Source organism: Pseudomonas kairouanensis (genome assembly GCF_004682055.1).
GTDB classification, from domain to species: Bacteria; Pseudomonadota; Gammaproteobacteria; order Pseudomonadales; family Pseudomonadaceae; genus Aquipseudomonas; species Aquipseudomonas kairouanensis.
Genome location: NZ_QUZU01000012.1, coordinates 74,286 through 100,353, shown reverse-complemented (window position 1 = coordinate 100,353; position 26,068 = coordinate 74,286). Strand labels below are relative to the sequence as shown.

The 26,068-nt window shown below is 60.9% G+C and carries 24 protein-coding genes, 1 tRNA gene and 1 pseudogene; 16 read left to right on the top strand and 10 right to left on the bottom strand.

Annotation, left to right across the window (positions count from 1 at the left end; genetic code table 11):
* The first annotated feature begins 6 nt into the window (after positions 1 to 6).
* The 16 genes and pseudogenes from ybgF (at position 7) to DYL59_RS12425 (ending at position 14,492) form a co-directional block, all read left to right on the top strand.
* The gene (ybgF, locus tag DYL59_RS12495) at positions 7 to 840 is read left to right on the top strand and encodes a tol-pal system protein YbgF (RefSeq protein WP_135289451.1); all 834 of its coding nucleotides are present in this window, start codon (positions 7 to 9) and stop codon (positions 838 to 840) included.
* 164 nt (positions 841 to 1,004) lie between these two features.
* Positions 1,005 to 1,652 (top strand): 7-carboxy-7-deazaguanine synthase QueE, encoded by a 648-nt coding sequence (queE, locus tag DYL59_RS12490; protein ID WP_135289450.1) that lies wholly within the window; start codon positions 1,005 to 1,007, stop codon positions 1,650 to 1,652.
* 1 nt (position 1,653) lies between these two features.
* On the top strand, positions 1,654 to 2,343 hold the full coding sequence (gene queC / locus DYL59_RS12485) for a 7-cyano-7-deazaguanine synthase QueC (protein WP_135289449.1): 690 nt from the start codon (positions 1,654 to 1,656) through the stop codon (positions 2,341 to 2,343).
* Positions 2,344 to 2,406: 63 nt separating this feature from the next.
* A tRNA-Lys gene (locus DYL59_RS12480) sits at positions 2,407 to 2,482 on the top strand.
* Positions 2,483 to 2,715: 233 nt separating this feature from the next.
* Positions 2,716 to 3,318, top strand: a pseudogene (locus tag DYL59_RS31640) (histidine phosphatase family protein); the annotation flags it as partial.
* A 3-nt stretch (positions 3,319 to 3,321) separates the two neighbouring features.
* Positions 3,322 to 3,618, top strand: a complete 297-nt coding sequence (locus DYL59_RS32040) for a DUF7693 family protein (protein ID WP_238340675.1) — start codon at positions 3,322 to 3,324, stop codon at positions 3,616 to 3,618.
* 297 nt (positions 3,619 to 3,915) lie between these two features.
* Positions 3,916 to 4,935, top strand: coding sequence for an ABC transporter substrate-binding protein (locus DYL59_RS12470; protein WP_135289448.1), 1,020 nt, complete (start codon positions 3,916 to 3,918; stop codon positions 4,933 to 4,935).
* A complete protein-coding gene (locus DYL59_RS12465; protein WP_200846218.1) occupies positions 4,932 to 5,723 on the top strand; it encodes an ABC transporter permease in 792 nt (263 codons plus the stop codon). Before DYL59_RS12470 ends, DYL59_RS12465 begins: the two co-directional genes overlap by 4 nt.
* Positions 5,711 to 6,490 carry an ABC transporter ATP-binding protein gene (locus tag DYL59_RS12460; protein ID WP_202877199.1) on the top strand — a complete coding sequence of 260 codons (780 nt, stop codon included), beginning with the start codon at positions 5,711 to 5,713 and terminating at the stop codon, positions 6,488 to 6,490. Before DYL59_RS12465 ends, DYL59_RS12460 begins: the two co-directional genes overlap by 13 nt.
* 164 nt (positions 6,491 to 6,654) lie before the next feature.
* A complete protein-coding gene (gene purU / locus DYL59_RS12455) occupies positions 6,655 to 7,521 on the top strand; it encodes a formyltetrahydrofolate deformylase (protein ID WP_135289447.1) in 867 nt (288 codons plus the stop codon).
* Positions 7,518 to 8,405, top strand: coding sequence for a bifunctional methylenetetrahydrofolate dehydrogenase/methenyltetrahydrofolate cyclohydrolase FolD (gene folD, locus DYL59_RS12450; protein ID WP_135289446.1), 888 nt, complete (start codon positions 7,518 to 7,520; stop codon positions 8,403 to 8,405). The genes purU and folD overlap by 4 nt, the downstream gene beginning before the upstream one ends.
* Positions 8,395 to 9,636 (top strand): FAD-dependent oxidoreductase, encoded by a 1,242-nt coding sequence (locus tag DYL59_RS12445; protein ID WP_135289445.1) that lies wholly within the window; start codon positions 8,395 to 8,397, stop codon positions 9,634 to 9,636. The genes folD and DYL59_RS12445 overlap by 11 nt, the downstream gene beginning before the upstream one ends.
* Positions 9,637 to 9,648: 12 nt before the next feature.
* Positions 9,649 to 9,942 carry a sarcosine oxidase subunit delta gene (locus DYL59_RS12440; RefSeq protein WP_135289444.1) on the top strand — a complete coding sequence of 98 codons (294 nt, stop codon included), beginning with the start codon at positions 9,649 to 9,651 and terminating at the stop codon, positions 9,940 to 9,942.
* Positions 9,939 to 12,836, top strand: coding sequence for an FAD-dependent oxidoreductase (locus tag DYL59_RS12435; RefSeq protein ID WP_135289443.1), 2,898 nt, complete (start codon positions 9,939 to 9,941; stop codon positions 12,834 to 12,836). The genes DYL59_RS12440 and DYL59_RS12435 overlap by 4 nt, the downstream gene beginning before the upstream one ends.
* Positions 12,837 to 12,889: 53 nt before the next feature.
* Complete coding sequence (locus DYL59_RS12430) at positions 12,890 to 13,489, top strand: sarcosine oxidase subunit gamma (RefSeq protein WP_135289500.1); 600 nt, start codon at positions 12,890 to 12,892, stop codon at positions 13,487 to 13,489.
* Between the two features lie 208 nt (positions 13,490 to 13,697).
* Complete coding sequence (locus DYL59_RS12425) at positions 13,698 to 14,492, top strand: IclR family transcriptional regulator (protein WP_105695420.1); 795 nt, start codon at positions 13,698 to 13,700, stop codon at positions 14,490 to 14,492.
* 226 nt (positions 14,493 to 14,718) lie between these two features.
* On the opposite strand, the gene DYL59_RS12420 is transcribed toward DYL59_RS12425, so the two are convergent.
* The 10 genes from DYL59_RS12420 to dapA form a co-directional block, all read right to left on the bottom strand.
* A complete protein-coding gene (locus DYL59_RS12420; protein WP_135289442.1) occupies positions 14,719 to 15,963 on the bottom strand; it encodes an OprD family porin in 1,245 nt (414 codons plus the stop codon).
* Positions 15,964 to 16,041: 78 nt separating this feature from the next.
* Positions 16,042 to 16,638 (bottom strand): TetR/AcrR family transcriptional regulator, encoded by a 597-nt coding sequence (locus DYL59_RS12415; RefSeq protein WP_167496677.1) that lies wholly within the window; start codon positions 16,636 to 16,638, stop codon positions 16,042 to 16,044.
* Positions 16,639 to 16,665: 27 nt separating this feature from the next.
* Positions 16,666 to 17,766, bottom strand: coding sequence for a malate/lactate/ureidoglycolate dehydrogenase (locus tag DYL59_RS12410; RefSeq protein ID WP_202877198.1), 1,101 nt, complete (start codon positions 17,764 to 17,766; stop codon positions 16,666 to 16,668).
* Between the two features lie 59 nt (positions 17,767 to 17,825).
* Positions 17,826 to 19,424 carry an L-glutamate gamma-semialdehyde dehydrogenase gene (gene pruA, locus DYL59_RS12405; protein WP_135289440.1) on the bottom strand — a complete coding sequence of 533 codons (1,599 nt, stop codon included), beginning with the start codon at positions 19,422 to 19,424 and terminating at the stop codon, positions 17,826 to 17,828.
* A 15-nt stretch (positions 19,425 to 19,439) separates the two neighbouring features.
* Positions 19,440 to 20,882, bottom strand: coding sequence for an FAD-binding oxidoreductase (locus tag DYL59_RS12400; protein WP_135289439.1), 1,443 nt, complete (start codon positions 20,880 to 20,882; stop codon positions 19,440 to 19,442).
* Positions 20,883 to 20,891: 9 nt separating this feature from the next.
* Complete coding sequence (locus tag DYL59_RS12395; RefSeq protein ID WP_135289438.1) at positions 20,892 to 21,989, bottom strand: ABC transporter ATP-binding protein; 1,098 nt, start codon at positions 21,987 to 21,989, stop codon at positions 20,892 to 20,894.
* A 22-nt stretch (positions 21,990 to 22,011) separates the two neighbouring features.
* Positions 22,012 to 22,887, bottom strand: a complete 876-nt coding sequence (locus DYL59_RS12390) for an ABC transporter permease (protein WP_202877197.1) — start codon at positions 22,885 to 22,887, stop codon at positions 22,012 to 22,014.
* The gene (locus DYL59_RS12385; RefSeq protein ID WP_135289437.1) at positions 22,887 to 23,723 is read right to left on the bottom strand and encodes an ABC transporter permease; all 837 of its coding nucleotides are present in this window, start codon (positions 23,721 to 23,723) and stop codon (positions 22,887 to 22,889) included. Before DYL59_RS12385 ends, DYL59_RS12390 begins: the two co-directional genes overlap by 1 nt.
* Before the next feature lie 71 nt (positions 23,724 to 23,794).
* A complete protein-coding gene (locus DYL59_RS12380; protein ID WP_135289436.1) occupies positions 23,795 to 24,868 on the bottom strand; it encodes an extracellular solute-binding protein in 1,074 nt (357 codons plus the stop codon).
* A 21-nt stretch (positions 24,869 to 24,889) separates the two neighbouring features.
* A complete protein-coding gene (gene dapA, locus DYL59_RS12375; RefSeq protein ID WP_135289435.1) occupies positions 24,890 to 25,798 on the bottom strand; it encodes a 4-hydroxy-tetrahydrodipicolinate synthase in 909 nt (302 codons plus the stop codon).
* Positions 25,799 to 26,068 lie beyond the last annotated feature (270 nt).

Genomic DNA, 26,068 nt, shown 5'->3' with positions numbered 1-26,068 from the left:
TTCGTCATGCGAACGTGCCGTCGTGCTCTAACTGTATTGGCTCTCAGCCTCGCACCGCTTGCGGTGTGGGCTGCGGTTCCTGTGGAAGATAGCAACTCTGGCTATAACAATAGCGGGAGCAGTTATCCGCCAGCGGGTTATGGCACGAACGGCGCCTATGCTGGGGGGGCGGCTACGTCCGCCCCCTCGGCACAGGGCGAACTGTTCAACCAGTTGCAACGCATGCAGGATCAATTGGCGCAGCAACAAGGCACCATTGAAGTTCTGCAGAATCAAGTAAACCAGCTCAAGCAAGAAGGCCTGGAGCGTTACCAGGATCTTGATCGACGCATTGGAGCCGGCGTTCAACCTGCCGCAACTCCTGATAATTCTTCTGCCGGTGGCGCGCCAAGTGCCGCTGCCGGTGGTGCAGCAGCGGGGGCAGCTGCCAGCCAAGCCCCTGCCGCCAGCAGTGAACCGGGTGATCCGGCGAAGGAAAAGCTGTATTACGATGCAGCCTTCGACCTGATCAAGGCCAAGGACTTCGATAAGGCCAGCAAGGCCTTTACCGCATTCCTCGGTCGCTACCCGAACAGCCAGTACGCGGGCAATGCCCAATACTGGTTGGGCGAGGTCAACCTGGCCAAGGGTGATTTACAGGGCGCGGGCCAGGCATTTGCCAAGGTCAGCCAGCTGTACCCCAAGCACGCCAAGGTGCCGGATTCGCTGTACAAACTCGCTGACGTAGAGCGCCGCCTGGGTCATACCGACAAGGTCAAAGGCATTCTGCAGCAAGTCGTGGCCCAGTATCCGGGTACCTCGGCTGCCCAGTTGGCTCAGCGGGATCTGCAGCGCTTGTAAGCAAGGCAGCCCGTTTAGAAGAAACCCGCGCCTGGCGCGGGTTTTTTCGTTAGAATCCACGCCCTTTTATGAAACACGCTTCTTGGGGCCTACGCGTTGGCGGGGTTTCTCGAAGTGCCTGACGGAGGCGGACAGCCTGTTTAGCTGTTACGCCCGTGGCGACTATGCAAGACACATTACGCATCACCGAAGTTTTTTACTCGTTGCAGGGTGAAACGCGCACCGCTGGCCTGCCCACAGTTTTTGTGCGCTTGACCGGTTGCCCGTTGCGCTGCCAGTACTGTGACAGCGCCTACGCCTTCAGCGGCGGCACCGTACGCACTCTCGACGACATCCTGGAACAGGTTGCTGGTTACCGGCCGCGCTACGTCTGTGTGACGGGCGGCGAGCCCCTGGCCCAGCCCAATGCCATCCCTCTGCTCAAGCAGCTGTGTGACGCCGGTTACGAGGTGTCCCTGGAGACCAGTGGCGCCCTGGATATTTCCGCGGTAGACCCGCGGGTAAGCCGGGTGGTGGATCTCAAGACCCCCGACTCCAAGGAGTCGCACCGCAACCGCTACGAGAACATGGACTTGCTGACGTCCAACGATCAGGTCAAGTTCGTGATCTGTTCCCGTGACGACTACGACTGGGCGAACTCCAAACTGATCCAGTACGGTCTGGATCGTCGCGCAGGCGAGGTGTTGTTCTCTCCCAGTCATCACGACCTGAACGCGCGCGATCTTGCTGATTGGGTGGTTGCCGATAACCTGCCGGTGCGCCTGCAACTGCAGCTGCATAAATACCTTTGGAACGACGAGCCGGGACGCTGACATGACCGAACATACGAATGATCAAAAACGCGCAGTCATCCTGCTGTCCGGCGGCCTCGACTCCGCCACCGTGGTGGCCATGGCCCAGGCTGAAGGCTACAGCTGCTACACCATGAGCTTCGACTACGGCCAGCGCCACCGCGCCGAGCTGAATGCTGCCGCCCGCGTCGCCCGCGATATGGGCGTGGTAGAGCACAAGGTGATCGGCCTGAACCTCAACGGCATTGGCGGCTCCGCTCTTACCGACAGCAGCATTGACGTGCCAGAAACCCCAGGTGAAGGCATTCCGGTTACCTATGTGCCTGCCCGCAACACCGTATTCCTGTCCCTGGCCCTCGGCTGGGCAGAAGTACTCAATGCCCGCGACATCTTTATCGGCGTCAACGCCGTGGATTACTCCGGTTACCCGGACTGCCGCCCTGAATTCGTCGAGTCGTTCGAGCGCATGGCCAACCTGGCGACAAAGGCCGGTGTAGAAGGGCAGGGCTTCCGCATCCTGGCGCCACTGCAAAACCTGAGCAAGGCCGATATCGTGAAGGCTGGCGTAGGACTCGGCGTTGACTATTCGCTGACGGTTTCCTGCTATCAGGCGGACGATGATGGCCGTGCTTGTGGCAAATGCGACAGCTGCCGACTGCGTGCAGAAGGCTTCCAAGCGGCCGGTTTTACGGACCCTACGCGTTATTTCTGATTTATTTCAAATAAGGTGTTGAATAATCCTTAGAAATCAGTATTATACGCGCCACCACACAGCGGGTCGTTAGCTCAGTTGGTAGAGCAGTTGGCTTTTAACCAATTGGTCGTAGGTTCGAATCCCACACGACCCACCATTTTTGGCGGTTTAGAAAATCCGGAAGGCCCACGCAAGTGAGGATTTCCGGGTTTTTTTTTGCCTGCGATTTGGCGCTAGGGGGTTTCGCCAGATGCCGATGCTGCCTGCCAGGCAATTGCACGGCTACTTCAGTGATTGCCCGTGGCGGGGGTGTATCCTTGTTTGCTGGCCCTGCTGGTCAAAACGAATCAGGAAGAAGTCAATGCTTGCGGCTGTCCAGGGGGTGGGTGCATGAAGCATGTCAGGCTGATACGCCATGGAGAAAGTGCTGCCAACGCCGGTGGTGCAAGCCTGGATCACGCGAGCATTCCTCTTACGCAAACGGGTGTTGAGCAGGCGCATGAGGTGGCGGTTTCCTTTCGTCAGGCTCCTGATCTGATCGTTGCCTCTTCTTTCTCGCGGGCTCAGGCAACTGCGATGGCTACCGTGGCAAGGTTTGCGGCGGTTCGGTTTGAAACCTGGCCCATTCACGAATTCAGTTACCTGGAGCCGACACGCTGTGCCAACACAACTGTGGCTCAGCGGCGTGCCTGGGTCGAAGAGTATTGGTCCAGATCAGACCCTGCATTCAGGGATGGTGTAGGTGCCGAGTCATTCCTGGATTTTGTATCGAGAGCTCGGTCCTTCCTGGATCGGCTGGCAGTGCATCCTGCCGAGGACATTGCGGTGTTTTCCCATGGGCAATTCATCAATGCTGTCGCCTGGTTGGTCGAGCGCAAGCCGCAGCGCCTTGATGGTCGGGCCATGGCTGACTGGCGGGAATACGAAATCCGCAATCATGTGCCCAATGGTTGTGGGTATGTGCTGTTGAGGTCTGCGGGCGAGGCTGCTTGGGGGATGTGCCCGCCACTCTCTGCCAGAGAGGTGTGCCAGGTGTTGCGTGAGGTCACTTGGGGGCGGCGCGTAATGACCAGGGCGGGGCACGATGACGCTGGCCATGTGACTGTCGACATCGACGGTTGGCGCATATCGATCCATGCCGACGGCGGTGAGCTCGACCATTGCGCCGCGTGCGTCAGTCCGGATGGGCAGCGCTGGTCATTTGGCTCGGGCGACAGGTTTGGGACTGATCCTGTGGCGTTGCTATCCACTTGGGAGCACAGAGCGTTCGGGGAGCTGCTGAAGATGCTCTAGGCGAGTCGCGCCTGCTGGTGCTACGAAAAAATCCGGAAGGTCTGCGCATGTGCGGATTTCCGGATTTTTTTTGCCTGTGTATTGGGCGCGGTTAAGCTGCTGCGGATATCTCGGGTAAATATAGTATTTACTTGGTTTCGCATATGACTTATAAAATAGCCAATAACACAAGGCGATACATAAAATCAATTCACCTGTAAAAATAATATTTCCAAATGAATAATCAGAAGATCCTGCCCTTCATTGAAGGATGGTGTTTACCGTCCTTTTTGCTCCCACTAAGCTCGGGTACCTTGCATGACCATTCTCAAAGCCTTCACCAGAACCCTCCTGTTATCAGCCTCGCTGCTGGTTGGCGGCGTTACCGCCACTGCCGTTCAAGCGGCGACACCGGCGCCAGTCATCTACGGCGGCTCGACCTGGTTCAGCAGCTTTCCAGTCTGGGTGGGCATTGATAAAGGCATCTTCAAAAAGAACGGCCTGGACGTTAAGTGGCAATTGTTCGGTACCTCGTCGAGCCGCATGAGTGCGATGGTGTCCGGCAACCTGGACTTCGCGGCCTCCAGTGCGATCCCCGCATTGTCGTTGATGGCGGCGGGCAGTAAATCGTTCGAGATTGTCTCTGAGCCGGATTCCTTCGTGACCGTGCAAGGCGTGTTCACCAACGGTGAGTTCAAGGACATCGCCAGCCTCAAAGGCAAGAAGATCGGTGTCACCTACGCCTCAAGCGGACACATTCTCATCCTTGACCTGCTCAAACAAGCGCAAATGGACCCGGCCAAGGACGTGATGCTGCTGAACATGCCCACCCAGGAAATGCCAGCCGCCCTCAAGACCGGGCAGATCGACGCCGCCGTGGCCTGGTCGCCTACCTTCAATATCCTGCAACAGCAGGGCAGCACGCTGCTGGCGGACGACACCCAGTTCAGCCTCTACAAGCAATTCAAGATCGGCACCGGGCCGGACATCCTGATCGCCAGCCGCACCTACACCAAAGAGCATCCGAAGGAAGCCCAAGCGTTCGTCGACAGCTACATGGAGGCCATTGCCTTTATCAAGGCGCACCCGGAGGAAGCTGCGCAGTCCATCACTTCGCTGACCAAGCTACCGGTGGATGAGCAGCTCAAGACCATCAACGCCATTGAGTGGCACGACCTGGCCGATCAGAAGCAAACCCTGATCGAGACCCAGAGCTTCCAGCACGGCCTCAAGCAGTTGGCGGCCTTCATGCTGGAGAACAAGCAACTGTCCAAGGTCCCGGCCGTGGATGACTGGTTTAACACCTCGTTCGTCAGCCATGCAGAGATCCGTCCATGAGTAGCGCCATCGCTCGCCCTTACGTGCCAATGGGCACCGGCATCGTGTCGCGGCTGGTCATCGGCTTCGCCACGCTGATCATCATCCTCGCGGTCTGGGAAGCTGCCGTGAAGATGGGCTTTATTGAGGCCCTGTTCTTGCCGGCACCTTCGGATATCTGGCACCGCGCCGTCGATATGACCGGCGACGGCAGCCTGATCGCCAACATTTTTGCCTCCACCCGCCGCGTCATGGTCGGCTTCCTGCTGGCCACCATCGTTGCCGTGCCGCTGGGCATTGCGATGGGGTCGTCGCCACTGTGCATGGCGATCTTCAACCCGCTGCTGTCCTTCCTGCGGCCACTGCCGTCGATGAGCTGGGTGCCGCTTTCGCTGTTGTGGTTCGGCATTTCCGAGTCGCAGAAGTACTCCATCGTGTTCATGGGCTCGTTGGCCCCGGCACTGCTGTACATCATCGACTCCACCCGCAACGTTGACCCGCTGCTGATCCGCGCCGCCAAGAACCTGGGGGCCAAGCGTCACAACATCATGTTCGGCATCATCCTGCCGGCCGCGCTGCCGCAGATCATCACCGGCCTGAAAGTGATGCTCGGCATCGCCTGGACCTGCGTGATCTCGGCCGAGCTGATCGCGGCCCGTGAAGGCCTGGGCTTCATGATCATGAACGGCAAAGAGTACTTCCAGACCGACACCGTGGTGTTGGGCATGGTCATGATCAGCATCACCGTACTGCTCACCGACCTGGTGATGCGCATTATCGAGAGGAGGCTCGTATCGTGGCAGGACTGAACCCAATCATTGAGCTCGAAGGCGTCTCCAAGCGCTACGGCGACATGCTGGCGTTGGATAACGTCAGCCTGCGCATCGAGAAAGGCGAGTTCGTGGTGATTGTCGGCGCGTCAGGTTGCGGCAAGAGCACCACCCTCAACATGATCGCCGGCTTCGACCATCCCAGCGAAGGGCTGGTGAAGGTCGAGGGCCGCCAGGTGGCCGAGGTGAGCCCCAACACCGGCATGGTGTTCCAGCAGTACGCGCTGTTCCCGTGGCTGAGTGTGCTCGACAACATCGCCTACGGCCTGAAGATGAAGGGCATGAAAAAGGCCGAGCGCCGTGCCATTGCCCAGCAGTTTGTCGACATGGTCGGCCTCAAGGGCTTTGAAAACGCCTACCCCAAGCAGTTGTCCGGCGGCATGAAGCAGCGCGTGACCATTGCCCGGGTGTTGGCCAACGACCCGGCGGTGATGCTGTTCGACGAACCCTTCGCCGCGCTGGATGCGATGACGCGCCAAGTGCTGCAGGAAGAACTGGTGCGCATCTACGAGCAAAGCGGCAAGACCATCGTCTTTATCACTCACTCCATTGATGAGGCGCTGATGCTGTCGTCGCGCATCCTGATCATGTCGGCGCGGCCGGGCAAGATCGCCCAGGACATCGTCAACGACCTGCCGCACCCGCGTAACGCCGATGTGCAGTTGTCGGAGCAGTACCTGGCAATGAAGCAGAAGATTTGGAAGACCGTTCAGGGCGAGGTGGCTAAAAGCCTGGCGACGCGCTGACGAAGCCATCGGCGTAGACCTCCCTTTGAAGGTCTGCGCCGGTGTTTCGCTCGTCCATAGCTTTTCAATAAAAACTATATTTGCAAGCGATTTTTATGATGCCTTAAAGCAAGGTTTTATTGATAAATAATTTCACTTACGAACTTAAAATTGTCAGGCGAAAAATGAATACTTTGAACGAGTCTTTTATCCTCACCGTCAGTTGCCCGGCCACCTCCGGCATCGTCGCCGCCGTCACCTCTTATCTGGCGCAGCAGAAATGCTACATCAGCGAGCTGGCGCAGTTCGATGACGAGTTCACCGGGCGCTTCTTCTTGCGGGCGGTGTTCCGCTTCAATGCCGGCGTGGTCGGTGATATCGAAGCGCTCAAGCCAGGCTTTGAGCCGGTGGCCCAGGAATTCGACATGACCTGGCAGATCCACGATCGCAGCCGCCCGATGAAGGTGCTGCTGATGGTCAGCAAGTTCGACCACTGCCTGTCCGACCTGCTGTATCGCCGCCACAAGGGCGAAATGGAGATGGACATCACTGCCATCGTCTCCAACCACAAAGACCTGCGCGCCATGGCCGAGCGTGAAGGCATCCGCTTTATCCACCTGCCGGTGACCAAAGACACCAAGGCCCAGCAGGAACAGGCGCTGCTCGACGTGGTGCGCGAGACCGGCACCGAGTTGGTGGTGCTGGCGCGCTACATGCAGATCCTCTCCGATGACCTGTGCCGCCAGCTCAGTGGTCGGGCGATCAATATCCACCACTCGTTCCTGCCCGGTTTCAAGGGCGCCAAGCCTTACCACCAGGCGTTCGAGCGCGGCGTTAAGTTGATCGGCGCGACCGCCCACTACGTGACTTCGGATTTGGACGAAGGCCCGATCATCGAACAGGAAGTGCAGCGCGTAGACCACGCCTACAAACCCGAAGACCTGGTGGCTATCGGTCGCGATACCGAAACCGTAGCCCTGTCCAAGGCGGTCAAGTATCACCTGGAACACCGCGTGTTCATGAACCACGACCGTACGGTGATCTTCCGATGAACACACCCCGAATCATCGATGGCAAAGCGGCCGCGCGCGAGGTGCTAGCGGCGGTCAAGCACGAGGTTGAAATGCTCTGCGCCGAAGGCCTGCAACCCTGCCTGGCGGTGGTGCTGGTGGGTAACGACCCGGCCAGTCGCGTGTACGTGCGCAACAAGGTCGAACGCTGCGCCGAAGTGGGCATCTGCTCGATAGAGCACCTGCTGCCGGCGGATATCGATCAGGCCACGGTGCTGGCCTTGATTGCCGACCTGAATGCCGACCCGCGGGTCAACGGCATTCTGGTGCAGATGCCATTGCCCAAACAGATCGACGAAGCGGCGGTGATCCAGGCGATTGACCCGCGCAAGGATGTGGATGGTTTCCACCGCGAAAACGTCGGTGCGCTGTCCCTCGGCCAACCGGCGCTGTACCCGTGCACGCCGAGCGGCTGCATGTACCTGCTCAACCAGGTGCTTGGTGATTTGAGCGGTAAGCACGCAGTCGTCGTCGGCCGCTCCAACATTGTCGGCAAGCCGATGGCCGCGCTGCTGTTGCAAGCCAATTGCACGGTCACGGTGCTGCATTCGCGCAGTGTGGATGCGCCGCGCCTGTGCCGCGAAGCCGATATCGTCATCGCCGCCGTGGGCCGCCCGCAGTTGATCAATGCCGATTGGCTGAAGGAGGGCGCGGTGGTCATTGACGTGGGCATCAACCGTATTGCCGAAGCCGACCGAACCCGCCTGGTCGGGGACGTGGACTTCGCCAGCGCCTCGCAAAAAGCCGCCGCTATCACCCCGGTGCCCGGCGGCGTCGGCCCCATGACCATTGCCTTCCTGCTGCAAAACACCGTCCGCGCGCTGCGCCAGCAACTGTCCGTACCTGGAGCTCACCATGCCCTTTAGCCTGCTGAAATACGGCTTGTCATCCGAGTACCCGGTGGAAGTGGATTTGCCGGCGCCCAAGGAACTCAAGTCGGCCTACGACGTAGTCATCATCGGCGCCGGTGGCCACGGCCTCGCTACCGCGTACTACCTGGCCAAGTACCACGGCATCACCAACGTGGCGGTGCTGGAAAAGGCCTACCTGGGCGGCGGCAATACCGCACGCAACACAGCGGTGATTCGCTCCAACTACCTGACCTCCGAAGGCGTGCGCTTCTACATCGAGTCGGTGCGCATGTTCAAGGAGCTGTCCAACGAGTTCGACTTCAACATCATGTATTCCGAGCGCGGACAACTGACGCTGGCCCACACCGATGCCACGGTGCGTGCGTTTCGCCAGCGTGCCGAAGTGAATAAGCACTTCGGCGGGCGCTGCGAAATGATCGACCGCCAGCAGATCCGCGAACTGGTGCCGTCCCTCAACCTCGACCCGGGCCACTTGCCGGTGCTCGCAGGGCTCTGGCACGAAGACGGCGCCACCGCACGCCACGATGCCGTGGCCTGGGGTTACGCCAAGGAGGCGGCCAAGCGCGGTGTCGAGATCCATCAGCTCACCGAAGTGCAGGACCTGGTCATCACCAACGGCCGCATCACAGCGATCAAGACCAACCGCGGCAGCATCCAGTGCGGCTGCGTGGTGCAGGCGGTGGCCGGTTCCAGTTCGATATTGCTGAACAAGGCCGGCATCAAGGCGCCGATCCACACCTACCCGTTGCAGGCGATGGTCACCCAGCCGTTCAAGCCGTTCCTCGACCCGTTGGTGAGTTCGTCCGCGCTGCACTGCTATGTACAGCAGACCAGCCGTGGCGAGATCGTTTTCGGTGGCGGCTCCGACCCGTACCCGCTGTACAACTCGCGTTCCACCCTGGACCTCAAGGAAAGCCTGCTGTCGGCCGCCATCGAGATGTTCCCGTTCATGGCCAACGCCAAGCTGATGCGCCAGTGGGGCGGCATGACCGACATGACCCCCGACTACAGCCCGATCATGGGCCTGTCGCCGGTTGAAAATTACTACCTCGACGCCGGCTGGGGCACCTGGGGCTTCAAGGCCACGCCCATTACCGGCAAGACCATGGCCGAACTGGTGGCCAGCGGCGGCCAGGTCCCGGACCTGATCAAGCCGTTTGCCCTTGACCGGTTCTCCACCTTCCAACAAGTCAACGAGATGGGCGCGACAGCGGCCAGCCACTGACGGAGTGCACGTATGAAAATCATGACCTGCCCCCTCAACGGCGCGCGCAACATCAACGAGTTCACCTACGGCGGCGAAGTCAAAACCATGCCCGACCCGGCCACCTGCACCACGGCCGAGTGGGCCGACTACGTGTTCAACAGCGAGAACATCGCCGGTGTGGTCACCGAATGGTGGATGCATAACGCGTCGAGCTACTGGTTTATCGCCGTGCGCCACACCGTCACCGACCAGATTCTGCGCACCTTCGACCCCAAGGAACTGTTCACCCGGCGAATCGACTTCGCCACGGAGGCTTCCCAATGACGCGCCTGCCTGCCCCGATGGGCCTGCTGATCGACCGCAACAAGCCTGTGAGTTTTTCCTTCGACGGCCGCGAGTTCCAGGGCTTCAACGGCGACACTGTCGCCAGCGCCTTGCTGGGCAGCGACCAGTGGCTGATGTCGCGCTCGTTCAAATACCACCGCGCACGCGGCCCACTGACCATGGCCGCCCAGGACGCCAACACCCTGGTGCAACTGCCGGATGAGCCCAACGTCATTGCCGACCTGCAACCGCTGTTGCCAGGCCTGCAAGTGACCCCGCAAAACATCAGCGGCACCCTGGAGAAAGACAAGGACGCCTACCTGGGCAAGTTCTCCAAATTCATGCCGGTGGGGTTCTACTACCGCGCGTTCTACAAACCCAAGGGCATGTGGAAGCGCTGGGAGCCGTTGATCCGTAAAAAGGCCGGCCTGGGTGTACTCGACCTTGAATTCAAGCCTGAGTACCACGACAAGGCCTTCCTGTTCTTTGATGTGGTGGTCGTCGGCAGTGGCCCGGCCGGCCTGAGCGCGGCGCTGACTGCCGCCGAGGCTGGCGCCAAAGTGCTGCTGGTGGAACAACAACCGGTGCTGGGCGGTGCGTTGACCTACGCGCGCTTTGACCTGGATGCCAACCTGGCCAGCGGCACCCGCGAGCAAATGGTCGGCGCGGTCAGCAACCACCCGAACATCCGCGTGATGACCGACGCCACCTGCAACGCCTGGTTTGCCGACAACTACCTGCCGATTCACCAGGGCAAACGCATGTACAAGGTGCGGGCGCGCCAGTGCATCGTCGCCAGCGGCGCGTTCGACCAGCCGGTGGTGTTTCGCAATAACGACTTGCCGGGCGTGGTGCTCACCAGCGCCGTTCAACGCTTGATGCGGCTGTACGCGGTCAAGCCGGGCCAGCGCGCAGTGGTGCTGACCGGTAACGACGACGGCTACCTCGCCGCGCTGGATCTGCACGAGCAAGGCGTGGCCGTTGCCGCGTTGCTCGACATGCGCCCACAGCCTGCATCGCAAGCCTTGCTGGCGGCGGTGAAGGCCAAGGGCATCGTGGTGCACCTGGAGCACACCGTGTACGAGGCCCTTGCCGACAAGCGCGGCCTGCATGTGACCGGGGTGGATGTGCGCCGCATCGTCGGCCAGGGTCGCGTGGCCGAGCAGGGCCAGGTGCTGGACTGCGACCTGCTGTGCATGTCCGCAGGCTACATGCCGGTGTATCAACTGCTGTGCCAGGCCGGTGGCGCCCTGAGCTACAACGACACCCGCGCGGCGTTCGCCATCAAGGGCCTGCCGGCCAACTTGCAGATCGCCGGTTCTGTGAACGGCCAGCACGCGCTGGGCAATGTGATCGAGGACGGTCGCTATGCCGCCGCCAAGGCGCTGGCCGCCCTGGGCCTGGGGGAAGAGCCCGCGCAAGCGCCAGAGGCCGACAGTGCACGGGTCAACTTCGATTGGCCGATTTTTGCCCACCCCAAGGGCAAGGAATTCGTCGACTACGATGAAGACCTGCAGATCCGCGACATCATCAACGCCACCCGCCATGGCTACCGCGATGTGCAACTGGTCAAGCGCTTCTCCACGGTCGGCATGGGGCCGTCCCAGGGGCGTCACTCCGCTTTGCCGACGGCGCGTTTAGTGGCCGCATCCACCCACCGCAATATCAGCGAAACCGGTGTGACCACTGCACGTCCGCCGTTCACCGAAGAGAAACTCGCGCTGCTGGCCGGGCGTGGCTTCGACCCGTACCGCCGCACCCCGATGCACGAGCGCCACCTGCAAGCCGGCGCGAAAATGATGCCAGCGGGCATCTGGCAGCGCCCGGCGTTTTACGGCCCGGCCCATGAGCGCGAACGCTGCATGCGTGAAGAAGCCGAGTGCGTGCGCAACAACGTCGGCCTGATCGATGTGTCTACCCTTGGTGGCCTGGATGTACGCGGCCCGGACGCGGCTGAACTGCTGGAGCGCATGTACACCTTCGGCTTCAAGAAGCTGGCCGTGGGTCGTACTCGCTATGCGCTGCTGACCAACGAGCAAGGTGTAGTGGGCGACGACGGCGTGGCGTGCCGCCTGGCCGACAACCACTTCTACGTCTCGGCCACCACCAGCGGCGTGGACCGTATCTACCAGCAAATGCTGCAGTGGAATGCGCAATGGCGCCTGGAGGTGGACGTGGCCAACGTCACTGCTGCTTACGCTGCGGTCAACCTGGCCGGGCCGCAATCGCGCAAGGTGCTGGAGAAGGTCTGCACCGACGTGGACCTCAGCGCCGAAGCCTTCCCTTACTTGGGGGTGCGCGAAGGCACCGTGGCCGGTATTCCGGCGCGCATCCTACGGGTCGGTTTCGTTGGCGAGTTGGGCTACGAAATCCACGTCCCGGCACGTTTCGCCGAAGCCCTGTGGGACATCCTGCTGGACACCGGCAAAGCCTTTGGCATTCGCCCATTCGGCGTCGAAACCCAGCGCCTGCTGCGCCTGGAAAAAGGCCACGTGATCATCAGCCAGGACACCGATGGCATGACCCACCCCGGCGAGATCGACATGCAGTGGGCGATTGCCCGCAAGAAGCCGTTCTTTATCGGCAAACGCTCGGTGGAAATCCTCGAAGCCCAGCCCCTCAAGCGCAAGCTGGTGGGCTTCAAACTGGCCAAGACCCAACCGCTGCCGCTGGAAGGGCACTTGGTGCTCGAAGGCGCAGACATCAGCGGCAACGTCACCTCGTGCGAATACTCCAGCACCCTGGACGCAATCATCGGCCTGGCCTATGTCGGCGCCAAACAGGCGGCACCGGGCAGCCAGGTACCGATCCGCGTGGGTGGTGGCCAGATCGTCAGCGCCACGGTGGTCGAACTGCCTTTCTATGACCCTGAAAACAAGCGTCAGGAGCTGTGAACATGAATAACCTTGAGCGAAGCCCGCTGCATTCACTGCACGGCGATGCGGTCATGACCACCTTGGGCGGCAAGCCGTTTGTGGATGCCTACGCCGATCAGGCGCGTGAGTGCGGCCTGGTGGACCTGGCCAACCTGCACCGCGTTGGCTTTCGCGGCGCGCAGGCCGCGGAGTACCTGACGGGCCACGGTTTCAACCTGCCACAAGCGCCCAACACCGCCGTGCGTCAGCCTGGCGGTGAATGGGTCGCACGGTTGTCGATGAACGAATACTTCCTGCTGGGCGCCCTGGGCGACGGCGGGGAGCGCTTGGCGCAACTGGAAGCCGGCTGGACGTTCAGCCAGCAAGCCAACTACTGCCTGCCACGCCAGGACAGCCACACCTGCCTGGCGCTTTTTGGTCCGCGTGTCAGCGAGATCGTGGCCAAGCTCTGCGGTGTCGACCTGAGTGCCTCGGCGTTTGCACCGGGGAGCGTGGCGCAGACCTCGGTGGCGCGGGTCAACGGCATCATCGTCAACACCGGCACCGATGACCGCCCGTGTTTTCACCTGCTGTTCGACCGGGCTTCGGCGCATTACCTCTGGCATGTGCTGATTGATGCGATGCAAGAATTCGACGGCGCCCCGGCAGGCGTTGCAGCCCTGCCGAGATAGCCCTGCCTATGCAGTCCAAATGTGGGAGGGGGCTTGCTCCCGATAGCGGTGTATCAGTCAGCACATCTTCAGCTGACAGACCGCCATCGGGAGCAAGTCGAATCGTCGCACCGCCCCTCCCACATTTTTTGATTTGTGTCGGGCCGGACACTGGTATCTTGTCCGGCATTCGGTAGCCAAAAAAACATTTTGTAGACGAGAGATGCACATGAGCGAGCAGGACCCCTCAGCCAAAGACTTGGACTACATCGTTCCAGCCCTGCAACGCGGCCTGCGGATCCTGGAACTGTTCAACTCCGACCAGCGCAACCTGAACATGAACGAGTTGGCCGAACTCATGGGCGGCAGCGTGTCTTCCATCTACCGCATCGTGCAAACCCTCGCGGCCATGGGCTACCTGCAAAAAGTCGGCAAGAACGGCTACGAACTCGGCCCCCAGCTGATTTCCCGCGGGTTCACTTACCTCGCCAGCCGCGACATCGTCGACGTGGCCTTGCCGCACCTCAACACCCTGCGCGACCGTACCTCGCTGTCGTGCCACCTGAGCATCCGCGAGCAGCACCACACCCTCTACATCTACCGCTCGTTTGCCCAGCAACGGCTGTCGGTGAATATCCCCATCGGCACGCGCATTCCGTGCCACTGCAATGCGATGGGCAAGATGCTGCTCAGCTCCATGAGCGAAGCAGAGCTGGAGTCGCTGTACCAGCACGTGCGCCTGGACGACCACATGACCTCCGGCCCCAGGAACCTGCCGGATCTCAAGCTGGCCATCAGCGAAGCGCGCGAACAGGGCTGGGTGCTTAGCCGTTCTGACTACGCCACCGCCATTGCCACCGCCATCCGTGACCATGAAGGCAATGTGGTTGCCGCGATCAACGTGTCCGGCCCCGACGCCATGATGGCCGCCGAAGGCGTGCTGGAACGCACCCGCGACATGCTGCTCGAATGCGCCCGGCAGATCTCCGCCGAAGCCGGTTATCGGCCTGCCGCACTGACGTAAAAAACACCAGGCTAAGCGCATGTGGTGAGCGGGCAAGCCCTAATGCCAGTCAGTTAAGCTTTTTGTAGGAGCGAGCTCGCTCGCGAAGAACTCGAAGGCAACACGTTCATCCAGGTTTCACGCGTTATCGTTGACGTTTTTCGCGAGCAAGCTCGCTCCTACAGGGGTTGGTAAACGCTTAACTGACTGGCATTAGGGCAAGCCCGCTCACCACAGAAGTCCGCGCTTACCAGTTCAGCGGGTATTCGGTGATCAGGCGCACCTCATCCAGGCTGCCATTGAACGAGTTTCGATAGGTCGCCTGGCGCATCCGAAAGCTCAGGTTTTTCGCCGGGCCGGACTGCACCACATAACCCATCTCGACATCCCGTTCCCACTCGCGGTCGTCCTGGCCCGCGCTGGCGCTGAAGTTATCGCCGCGCACGTAGCGGGTCATAAAGGTCAGGCCGGGTACGCCGATGCTCGCGAAGTTGAAGTCGTAGCGTGCCTGCCACGAACGCTCGTTCTCGCGGGTGAACTCGGCGTACTGGATGTAGTTGGACAGGTAGTCGGTGTTGGTGCCGTCCACATACAGCTGGAACGCACCGCGCCCGTGGATCTGCTGGTTGGCCAGGGAGAACGTGCTGCCGGCGTAGCGATAGGCGCCCTTGAGGCTGAACGACTGGTTATCCAGCTCGCCGGCTTTTTCTTCGCCCTGGCTTTTCAGGTCGTAGGCCCGCAGGTCCAGGGACACGGTTTGCAGGTCGTCCAACGGCTTGACCCAGGCCAGCGCCGCATAGCGCTTCTTCCAGTAATCCTTGACCGACGAGCCGTACAGCGACGCCGTAAGGGTAGGGGTGAGCTTGTAGCTGGCCCCGAGGATATCCGCGCCGGTCAATGCCGACCCTGGGCGCGTGGAGTAGGCCTGCAAGGTCATGGAGGTGAAATGCCCGGCCTCGATGGTGAGGTCCTTGACCTCTTTGCTGGTGAGGAAAAAACCCTCGACGGTTTCCGGCAGCAGGCGCGAGTCGGCCGTGGCGAACACCGGCGTGGCCACGGACTGGCCGCCGTACTTGAGCACGGTGTTGGAGACTTTGATTTTTATCGCGCCGGTGGCTTTGGAGTAGTCATTTTGCGCATGGTCCACCCCCGCAATATGGTTGCCACTGCTGGGCAACAGACCGCTGTTAATGCGGTCCGAGCTGCTGTCCAGTTTCAGGCCATACATGCCCAGCAAATCAATGCCGAAACCCACGGTGCCTTCGGTGAAGCCCGAGTTGAATGTGCCGATCAGCCCCTGGGCCCATTCCTGGCGATAACTTTGTGCCGTGCTGGCGTTATCGCGAAAGTCCCGGTTGAAAAAGAAGTTACGGTTTAATAGTTGGGTTTTACTGTCCTTGAAGAACGCTGAATCGCTCACTTCATCGCCCACAGCCAAAGGTGTAATCGCCAGCATCAACAAGCCGGAGCCCCATACGCTCATACGTTCCATAACGTCTCCAAAGTAATATTTATGGCAGCCATAAATGTGTGTGCATCGTTATTGTTGTTATTCGTGGACGTACCGGAATCAGTCCAGAATTTCTGCTACGGCGGCATTGGCCATTGCGGCAAATACCTTTACTGCTCTTTCCACGGAAAGTGCCTGCTCGGGCAGGTAGAGAAACCCGTCGAGGGTGGTCAGCACACTCTGCGTCATTACCTGTATCGCCGAGGCGGGTGCCTGTAGCGTGCGCAGCTGTGTGCCCAGGGCCTGGTTGAGTAATACCGCCAGTTCCTGGCGCAACTGTTCAATGCAGCGTTGTTGTTCGGGGGATAAGCTGTGGCGCTCCCTGATGCCTAATAACAAGTGCCGCCGTTCGCGACAGGCGTGGCTGATGGCCCCCCGTACAAAACCATCGAGTAAAGACGCGTTTCTTTGCGCTGCGCGTTTTAATTCCCGGCGAATTGAATAATTAAGTGCCTGTTGTGTGCCTTCAATGATTTCAAATAACAACTCCTGCTTACTTTCAATGTGCGCATACAGTGAGCCGGCACTTAATCCCAGTTCGCTGGCAAGTTTCCTTAAACTGACGGCGTGATACCCATGTTGATAAAATAACTTCAAGGCGGCTTCGCGAACTTCCGTGCTCCGGTGTGTTTCTTCGCATTTAACCTGGCGCTGCACAATATCTTCCCGGCCGGATTGCGGCGGTTATACGAAAGAGGGCAACCCGACGCCCACTTGCTGGGCTGCATCGAGGATGGACTGCCAGGTTTCCCGGTCTACCGGAATCCCTTCTAAGGCTCGTTGTTGCGCCACGCTCTGTTCCAACTCGCCCGGCACCAACACCGGCCCCATGCCTTCGCGCGGTGGCGAGGCTTTCACATAGGCGGCTCCGGCTTCGACTTCGCTGCACCAGGAGTCCATGCCGCCCAGGCGTTGCGGGTCGATGATGATCGACAGCATGTTGTTGATGTAGACCTCCTGCTCCATATGCCCCTCATGCAAGGTGCCCGCGCCACTTAACGCGCCCGCCAGCATGTCGCACATGAATCCCAGGCCTGCGCCCTTGTGCTCGCCAAATGGCAACAACGTACCCAGCGGCGAGCGATACACCACCGACGGGTCCACGCTCGGCTGCCCGAATTCATCCAACAGGTAACCGGTCGGTGCCTGCACGCCACGGTTCATGGCGATGCGCATCTTGCCTTGGGCGACGCGGCTGGTGGCGAAGTCGAGGATCATCGGCGGCTTGTCAGCCCGTGGCACGCCGATGGCAAACGGGTTGGTGTTGAGCCGCGCATCGCTGCCGGCATACGGCGCCACCGTGGGCACCGCGTGCAGCACGTTAACGAAGTGGATCGACACCAGCCCCGCCTCGGCGCACAGCTCGGCCCAATGCCCGATGCGCGCCAGGTGGTGACTGTTGCGCAACGCCAGGATCACCGAGCCGTCGCGACGCGCCCGTTCAATGCCGATCTGCATCGCCTCATGCCCCAACGCCTGGCCAAAGCCCCGGCCCGCATCCAGCGTGAGCATGGAACCCGCATCCATTACATTGGCTACGCGTGCATCGAGGTTGATCTTGCCCTCGCGCACCATGCGCACGTACAGCTTGATCAGGCTCACGCCATGGGAGTCGTGGCCCAGCAGGTTGGCCAGCACCAGGTGCTCGGCGATCAGGCTGGCTTCACGTTCGCCACAGCCGGCTGCGCTGAAAATCTCGCGGACATAGCTTTGCAAATCCTCGCGGCAGACGCGCACGTCGTCCGCGCTGCCGCTGGGGTCCAGCGCCATTTTCTGACTGTTCATTTGATGGACTCCTCAAAGGGGAGGGCGACCCCGGCGCTGGGCCGGGGTCGACGTCGCACTTACCAGGTACGCGAAGGGGCGTAGGTTTCCTTGACCACGCGCGAAGAGGTCCAGCGCAGGATGTTCATCCACGAACCTGCCTTGTCGTTGGTACCGCTGCGACGGCCGCCACCGAACGGATGCTGGCCCACCACCGCGCCGGTGGTCTTGTCGTTGAGGTACAGGTTGCCCACCGCGTTCACCAGCACGTTCTGGGCGTGCAGCAAGGCGAAGCGGTCGGTGCTGAAGATCGAGCCGGTGAGGGCGTAGTCGGTGCTGCTGTCGATCAGCGCCAGGGTGTCGTCCCAGGCCTTTTCTTCGTAGACGTACACGGCCAGGATCGGGCCGAACAGCTCGTCACGCATCAACGGGTGCAACGGGTTGCTCACCTCGTACACGGTTGGCTGGATAAACCAGCCCGGCTCGCTCCAGTATTCACCACCGGCTACCAGGATGGCTTGCGGATCGTTCTTGGCGCTGTCGATACGCCCGCTCAGGCGCTGGAACGAGGCCTTGTCGATCACCGCGCCGTTGTAGGTGTCGCGCTCAGCCACGTCGCCAATCTTCAAACCCGCCACCAGTTGCTGCACTCGTGCCTTCACTTGCGGCCACAGGTTTTTCGGGATGTAGGCGCGCGACGCCGCGCTGCACTTCTGCCCGGAATAACCAAACGCGCCTTTCACCAACGCAATCGCCACTTCATCGGCGTTGGCCGAAGCGTGGGCCAGCACGAAGTCCTTGCCGCCGGTTTCGCCGATCAGGCGCGGGAAGGTGCGGTACTTGTCGATGCGCGCACCGGCTTGTTGCCACAGCGAGCGGAACACATCGGAGGAACCGGTGAAGTGCAGGCCGGCAAAATGCGGCGAGTTGAACGCCACGTCGGTCACGGCCGCCGGGTCACCCGGTACAAAGTTGATCACCCCAGCTGGCATGCCGGCCTCCACCAGGGCCTCGTAGAAAATGTAGTTGGCCAGCGCCGATTTGTTCGACGGTTTCCACAGCGCCACGTTGCCCATCACCGCAGGCGCGCAGGCCAGGTTGGCGCCGATGGCCGTGAAGTTGAACGGCGAAACGGCGTACACGAAACCTTCCAGCGGGCGCCAGTCGGCACGGTTCTGGGCGTCGCGGGTGGAGGTCGGTTGTTCACTGTAGATCTTCTGCGCAAACAGGGTGTTGAAGCGCAGGAAGTCGATCAGCTCGCAAGCGCTGTCCGGCTCGGCTTCGCCGATGGTCTTGCTCTGGCCCAGCATGGTCGCGGCGTTGATGCGGTGGCGCATGCGCCCGGCGACGATGGCGGCGGCGCGGTGCATGATCGCTGCGCGGTCGGCAAACGGCACGGCGGCCCATTGCTTGGCCACGGCCATGGAGCTGTCGATGGCTTGCTGGGCATGCTCGGCGGTGGGGCGGTGCAGGCGGGCCAGCAGGCGCGACTGGTCGTGGGGCGCGCGGATTTCTTCGATGTCGCCGGTGTAGATCTTCTCGCCGCCGATTACGGCCGGGATGTCGATCACTTCAGGGTTGGCCAGGTGTTTTTGCAGCTCGGCCCACTCGGTGGACTCGGCCAGGTAGGCCAGTTCAGGTTCGTTATCGGGACGTGGAAAGTGTGGGGTAGCGTTCATACGTGGCTCCTGGAGTTAAAGCGAAGAATTCGTGCCGGGCAAAACGCGACCCGGGTTGAAGCGGTTGGCGGGGTCGAGCAGGGCCTTGATGCTTTGCATCAGGTTCAACTCGGCCTGGGGTTTGTAGAGGCCCATTTCATCGACATGCAGCGAGCCAATGCCGTGCTCGGCGCTGAAGGTGCCGTCGAGCGCTGCGGCGATGTCGTACAGGCGGCAACTGAGGGCGTGCTGGAAGGCTTTCTTGTCGGCCACTTCGGCCCACATCGCGTGGGGGAACATGGCGATGTAATGCAGGTTGCCATCGCCCATATGGCCGACGATCACCGGGCGTGCCTCGGGGTAGTGCTCGGCCAGCGCGGCGCCTGCCTGGTCGACAAAATCCGGGATGCGGTAGATCGGCACGGCGATGTCATGGGTGATGCCCATGCCTTCATGCACGTTGGATTCGGTCACGCTGTGGCGCAGCAACCAGAGGTCCTGGCGCTGTTGTTCGCTGGAGGCGATCACCGCGTCTTCGATCACACCCGCTTCAATCGAGGGCTCCAGGCATTCGGAGAGCGCATCCACCAGCATCTCGCTGGTGCCGGTGGCCGCCGACAGTTCGATCAGCACCACGCACTGCGGCAAACTGGCCAGTGGGCGTTTCACCGTGGGCGAATGCTTGAGGACGATTTCGTATTCGCTGCCGGAGATGAACTCCAGGGCAATCAGTGAGCCGGGGAACGCCTGCTGCAACGTCAGGCCCTGATCGACGGCGGCGTGAATATCCGGCACCGCCAGCATCGCCGTGACCATCGCCTTGGGCTGCGGATACAGCTTGAGCGTGGCGCCGGTGACGATGCCCAGGGTGCCTTCGGCGCCGATGAACAGGTGCTTGAGGTCGTAGCCGCTGTTGTTTTTGCGCAGGGTGCGCAGGCCATTCCAGATGGTGCCATCGGGCAGCACCACTTCCAGGCCGAGGATCAGGTCGCGAGTGTTGCCATAGCGGATCACGTTGACGCCACCGGCGTTGGTGGCGATGCAGCCGCCGATCTGGCACGAGCCTTCGGCACCGAAGCTCAAGGGGAACAATTTGTCTTCGGCAGCGGCGGCGTCGTGGATGTTGGCCAGGATGCAGCCGGCTTCGACGGTCATGGAATTGTCGGCGGCGTTGACGCTAACGATCTTGCTCATGCGCGCCAGGTTGATCACCACATTGCGCCCGTCTTCGGTGGGCACTGAGCCGCCGCACACGCTGGTATTGCCGCCCTGGGGGAAAATCCGCAGGTCGTGTTCGGCGCAAAAACGCACCACGTCCGACACTTGTTGTGTGGACGCTGGAAACACCACGCACAACGCTTGCCCGTGGTGACGCTTGCGCCAGTCCACCAGGTGCGCCTGCATATCGAATGGCTCCTGGACTACACCTGAGCCACCGACGATGGCTTGCAGCCCCTGGATGATGGATTGCTCGTTCATAGAGGCCCCTTACTTCAAGACGATGCTGTCGGCCGCAGACCAATGCACATGCATGGGCTGGCCGATGGCGGTGCGTTCGCTGAGGCGGCTGGAGATGTCCTTGACCAGCAGGTTGCCGCCACCGGGTAGCTCCAGCTCGAAGCGGGTCATGCCGCCCACGAAGGAGATCTGGCGCACCACGCCGCTCACGCTGTTTTGTGCTGCACCCGGCAATACGGCGCCTTGGGTGATGGCGATTTTTTCTGGGCGGATCATCACTTTGGTGCGGGTGCCCACCACGATGTCCTGGGTGCAACCGGGCTTGACCTGGAGCTGCCCGCCGCTGGCGAGGTTCACCCGGTTTGCACTGTCCACGGTGCAGTCCAGCAGGTTGGATTCGCCGACAAAGTCCGCGACGAACTCGCTCTTGGGTTCGAAATACAGCTCATCCGGCGTGCCGTGCTGGGCGATGCGCCCGCCGTTCATCAGGCAGATACGGTCGCTCAGGTTCAGCGCTTCTTCCTGGTCGTGGGTCACGTAGACCAGGGTGGTGCCCAGGTCGCGGTGGATCTTCTTGATCTCGCCTTGCAACTGGTCGCGCAGCTTTTTGTCCAGGGCGCCCAGGGGTTCGTCCATCAGGATGATCGACGGCGAGTAGACGATGCAGCGCGCAATGCCCACCCGTTGCTGCTGGCCGCCGGACATTTCCCGTGGCTTGCGCTTTTCAAAACCCACCAGGCCGACGCGCTCCAGGGCAACGCCGACCTTTTGCTTGATCTCGGCACTGCTGGCGCCGCGAATGCGCAGGGGGAAGGCGATGTTGTCGAACACGTTCAGGTGCGGCAGCAGGGCGTAGTTCTGGAACACCATGCCCAGGCCACGTTCACGGGAGGGTTTGTCGAGCACGTCCTGGCCGTCAATCAACAGGCGACCGCTGCTGGGCTGGATCGCGCCGGCAATGATGTTGAGGATGGTGCTTTTGCCTGAGCCGCTGGGGCCCAACAGGCTGAGGAACTCGCCACGGCGCACATTGATGTCGGTGGTGTGCAGGGCGTCCAGGCCGCCGTAGCTTTTACGGATGCCCTGGAAGGAAATCATGGTGTCGCAGGTATGTTGAGCGTTGAGCATAGGAACTCCGATAATTCTTGAATCAGTGGTTTTCATCGGGCGTACCGGCCCGCAGGTACACCAGCGAGCAACACACCAGCAGCGACATCACGGTAAGCAGGCTCGACACAGCGGCGATCACCGGGGAGATATCCCACTGGATGCTGCTGTACATCTTCACCGGCAAAGTCACCGTGGACGCGCTGGTGAGGAACCAGGCAATGACCACTTCATCGAACGAGATCAAAAACGCAAACAAGGCGCCTGCGGCAATCGATGGCTTGAGCTGCGCCAGCACCACCTTGAAGAACACCGTGCTACGGCTGGCACCCATGATGGTGGCCATGAACTCCAGGTCCGGGTCGAGCTTCTTGACCCCGGCAATCACGGTCATCATCAGGAAGGGCATCACGTAGGCCACATGGCTGGCTACCAACCCGGCGGTGGTGCCGGTCCAGCCCAGGCGGGCGAAGTACAGGTACAGGCCGAGCGATACGATGATCACCGGCACCAGCACCGGCGCCATCAGCAGCATCATCACCAGGCGCTTGCCGGGGAACTCGAAGCGCACCAGCCCGTAGGCGGCGGGCACGCCCAGTACCACGGAAATCACCATGGTGATCACCGCGACTTTTAGGCTCTGGTAGATCGGGTCCATCCAGGTCGAGGAACTGAACAACTGTGCGTACAGTTCCAAGGTCCAGCGCTGTGGCGGGAAGGTGATCTCCCCCGGCCCGCCGAACGAGATCGGAATCACGATCAGGCTTGGGATCAGGATGAACGCATAGATGATCCACGCCAGCGAAGTCATCAACACGCGATAGCCAGTGGCTTGGCGGTCCTTGATGCGCACCGTGGCGTAAGACGCCATCTCGGCACTGTTCAGGCGATTCAAACGGTCTGCTTTGGCGACGCTCATCACACGGCCTCCCGGGGTTTGGCGCCGTAGCGCTGCAAGCGGCTGGCACACAGGCCGGCGACGGCGATGATGATCAGCATGACCACACCGATGGCTGAAGCGGTGTTCCAGTCCAGGGTTTCACGGGTGTAGAAGTCCACCAGGTTGGACATCATCACGTCCTGTGGGCTGCCCAGCAGGGCGGGGATCACGAAGAACCCCATGGACATGATGGTGGTGCTCAGAACGCCTGCGGCAACGCCGGGCAGGCTCAGGGGTACGGTGATCTTGAAGAAGATCCGTGGTGCCTTGGCGCCCATGATTTCTGCCGCTTTATAGAGGGCCGGGTTGATCGCCAGCAGGCTGGCCAGCACCGGGAACACAATGAAGGGCACCAGGTAGTTGGTCATGCCCACCATCACGCCGAAGCGGTTGAACAGCATCGGCAACTGGATCTGGGTGCCGAACAGCATCGACAGCAGGCTGTTGATCAGGCCGGTCTTGCCCAGCAGGATGGTGAACGCAAAGCTTTTGACCAGGATGCTGGTCCAGAACGGCACCAGCACCAGGATCATGTAGACCGCCCGGCGCCGGGCCGGTTGGCGCGCCAGGTGCACGGCCAGTGGATAGCCCAGCAACAGGCTGGCCAGCGATGCCAGCAGGCTGATCTCAAAGGTGGCCCACAGCGTGCGGCGAAACAGCGCGCTGGCGAACAGCTTCTGGTACGCCTCCAGCGAAAACCCATGTTGCCCCGCCAGGCTGGTGTACAGCAGCACACCCAGGGGCACCAGGATAATGGCCAGCAGAAAAACGGTGGCCGGCCCCACGTACAGGGCGGCGTCGTTGCGATTATTCATAACGTGAACTCGATCAAACGTTGTCGACCCGCCCAGGCCGTGTGGTCAGAGCGGACTTCGGCGATGGGCAATCAGCTAAGCGCCCATAATTTGAAACGGCTGGTGAGTTCGTCGTAATGCTCGGCCCACCACGCGTCGCTGATCAGCACGTTGTGCGCGTTGGACGGGTTGGACAGCCACTGGCGGGTTTGCGGGTTCATCAGCGCCACGGCCTTGTTGTTGGCCGGGGTGTTGCCGTGCAGGTCCATCAAGGCCGCCTGGTTTTCCGGGCGCATGGCAAAGCTCAGGAACTTCATGGCATTGGCTTTGTTTGGCGAGTTTTTCAGCACCACCAGGTATTCCAGGCCGATCAGGTTTTGTTCGAACGAGAACTTGATCGGTTGCCCGGCCTCGCTGGCGGCCTTGGCGCGGGTGGCGTAGGTGTAGCTGTAATCGACCTCGCCGGTCTGCACCAGTGACACAGTCTGCGGGGTTTGCTCGATCCACTTGCCGATGTGGGGTTTGATCTTGTCGAGCATCTTGAACGCACGCTCAACGTCCAGCGGGTACATGTCGGCAGGCGCCACGCCGTCGGCCAGCAGCGCCGATTCCAGGGTCTCTACCGCACGGTTGCGCAGGGTGCGGGTGCCGGGGAATTTGTCGACGTCGAAGTATTCGGCGAAGTTCATCGGGTGCTTGCCCGCCGGGTGACGGTCGTCATCCCAGCAGATGCCACCGGTGTAGCCGTAGAACGGCACGGCGAACTTGGATGGCGGGGTGATCAGGTCGGCGGCGTCCACCAGGCCACTGTCCAGCGGTTCCCAGTAGTTGTTCTTTTCGCCGCTGAAGACCATGGGGCCGGTGGCGTCGAAAATGTCCCACTCGATGTTGCCGGTCATCATCTGCGCTTTGACTTTGGCCAGGTCTGGCGTGTCGATCAGCGTGACCTTGATGCCGGTCTCTTTTTCAAACGGGATGGTGAGGGCCTGCTCGACGGCGGTGCGGTAGTTGCCGCCCCAGCTCACCATCACCAATTTGTTCGATGCAGCCTGGACGCTGCCCGATGCGGCCAGCAATGGCGCGCCAATCGCACCGGCCATGGCGGTGACGCCGACGGCCTTGAGGAAGTCGCGGCGCGGTAAAGCGAAATCGGTTTTCTTGTTCATGTCCTGACACCCCTGGAGAATTTAAAGTGCGAGAAGACGCTCACGCTCAATGTAGACGGGCACAAGTTCGGCGATGCTCGCCTGCAGCCCTGGGCTGGCAGACTTCAACGGCGCGAGTACCTCGCCCATCGGGAAACCTTGCTGGGTGAGCGCGGCTTTTATGGGGGCAGGATTGGGTTCGGAAAAAATCAGGTCGATCAGCGGTCGCAGGCTGGTATGCAACTCGATCGACTCTTGCAAATGGCCTTGCAGGGCAAGGTTGAGCACTTTGGCCCAGTGCTTTGGAATCAGGTTGGAGCTGGAAATGATCGCGCCGACTGCGCCCATGGCCACATGCAGCGGCAGCACGTCTTCTTCGCCGGACAGGATCGAGATCTTCTTGCTGGAGCTTTCGGCCACGCGCATCTGTACGGCCAGGTCCGGGTTGCAGGCCTTGATGCCGACCACGCGGGTCTGCTCGGCCAGCTCGGCCACGGTTTCGTGATGCAGCGATACCCCGGTGCGGTAGGGGATTTCGTAGAGGATGATGTCGCTGTCCACTTCATCGGAGAAGCGCTTGTAGTAGTCGAGGATGCCCTGTTGGGTGGGACGGAAGTAATACGGGGTCACTACCATCAGCGCGTCGGCACCCGCCGACATGAAGGCCTTGGCGTTATCCACCGCGTCACCGATACCGGGCGAAAGGATGCCTGGGATGATCGGCAGCTTGCCGCCGCCGGCCGCCACGGAGCATTCGACGACTTGCATGCGTTCTGTGAACGACAGCGAGGTATATTCACCGGTGCCGCCCAACGGAATGATGGCGTCGGTGGGGGTGTCAAGAAGGTAGTGGATGTGCCGGGTCAACGATTCCACGTTGACGCTCAGGTCCGTGTGCAGCGGTGTGGGCACCGCCGTGAGGATGCCGGTGTATTTCTGCTTCTGATTCATAGCCATTCCTGTTGGTCGAGCAACGCGGCAGTTCTGGAAAAGAAATTGTTTGCTCGTAAATTTATTATTCTTTGGCAAATCAATGGTGTCTTCGCACCCTGTTTTGTTCAGGCTACAAAATCACCGGTAAACAGTTTTTTTGTATGTTTCTCGGGCGTGCAAGTCAAGCTCCGCAAGGTGGTTCACGCGGTGGATCTCCCTGTCCGTCATCCTTAATAATGGATGGTTTCCACTATAGTGATATACTTTACTTTTTGTGGATGCAAGCAG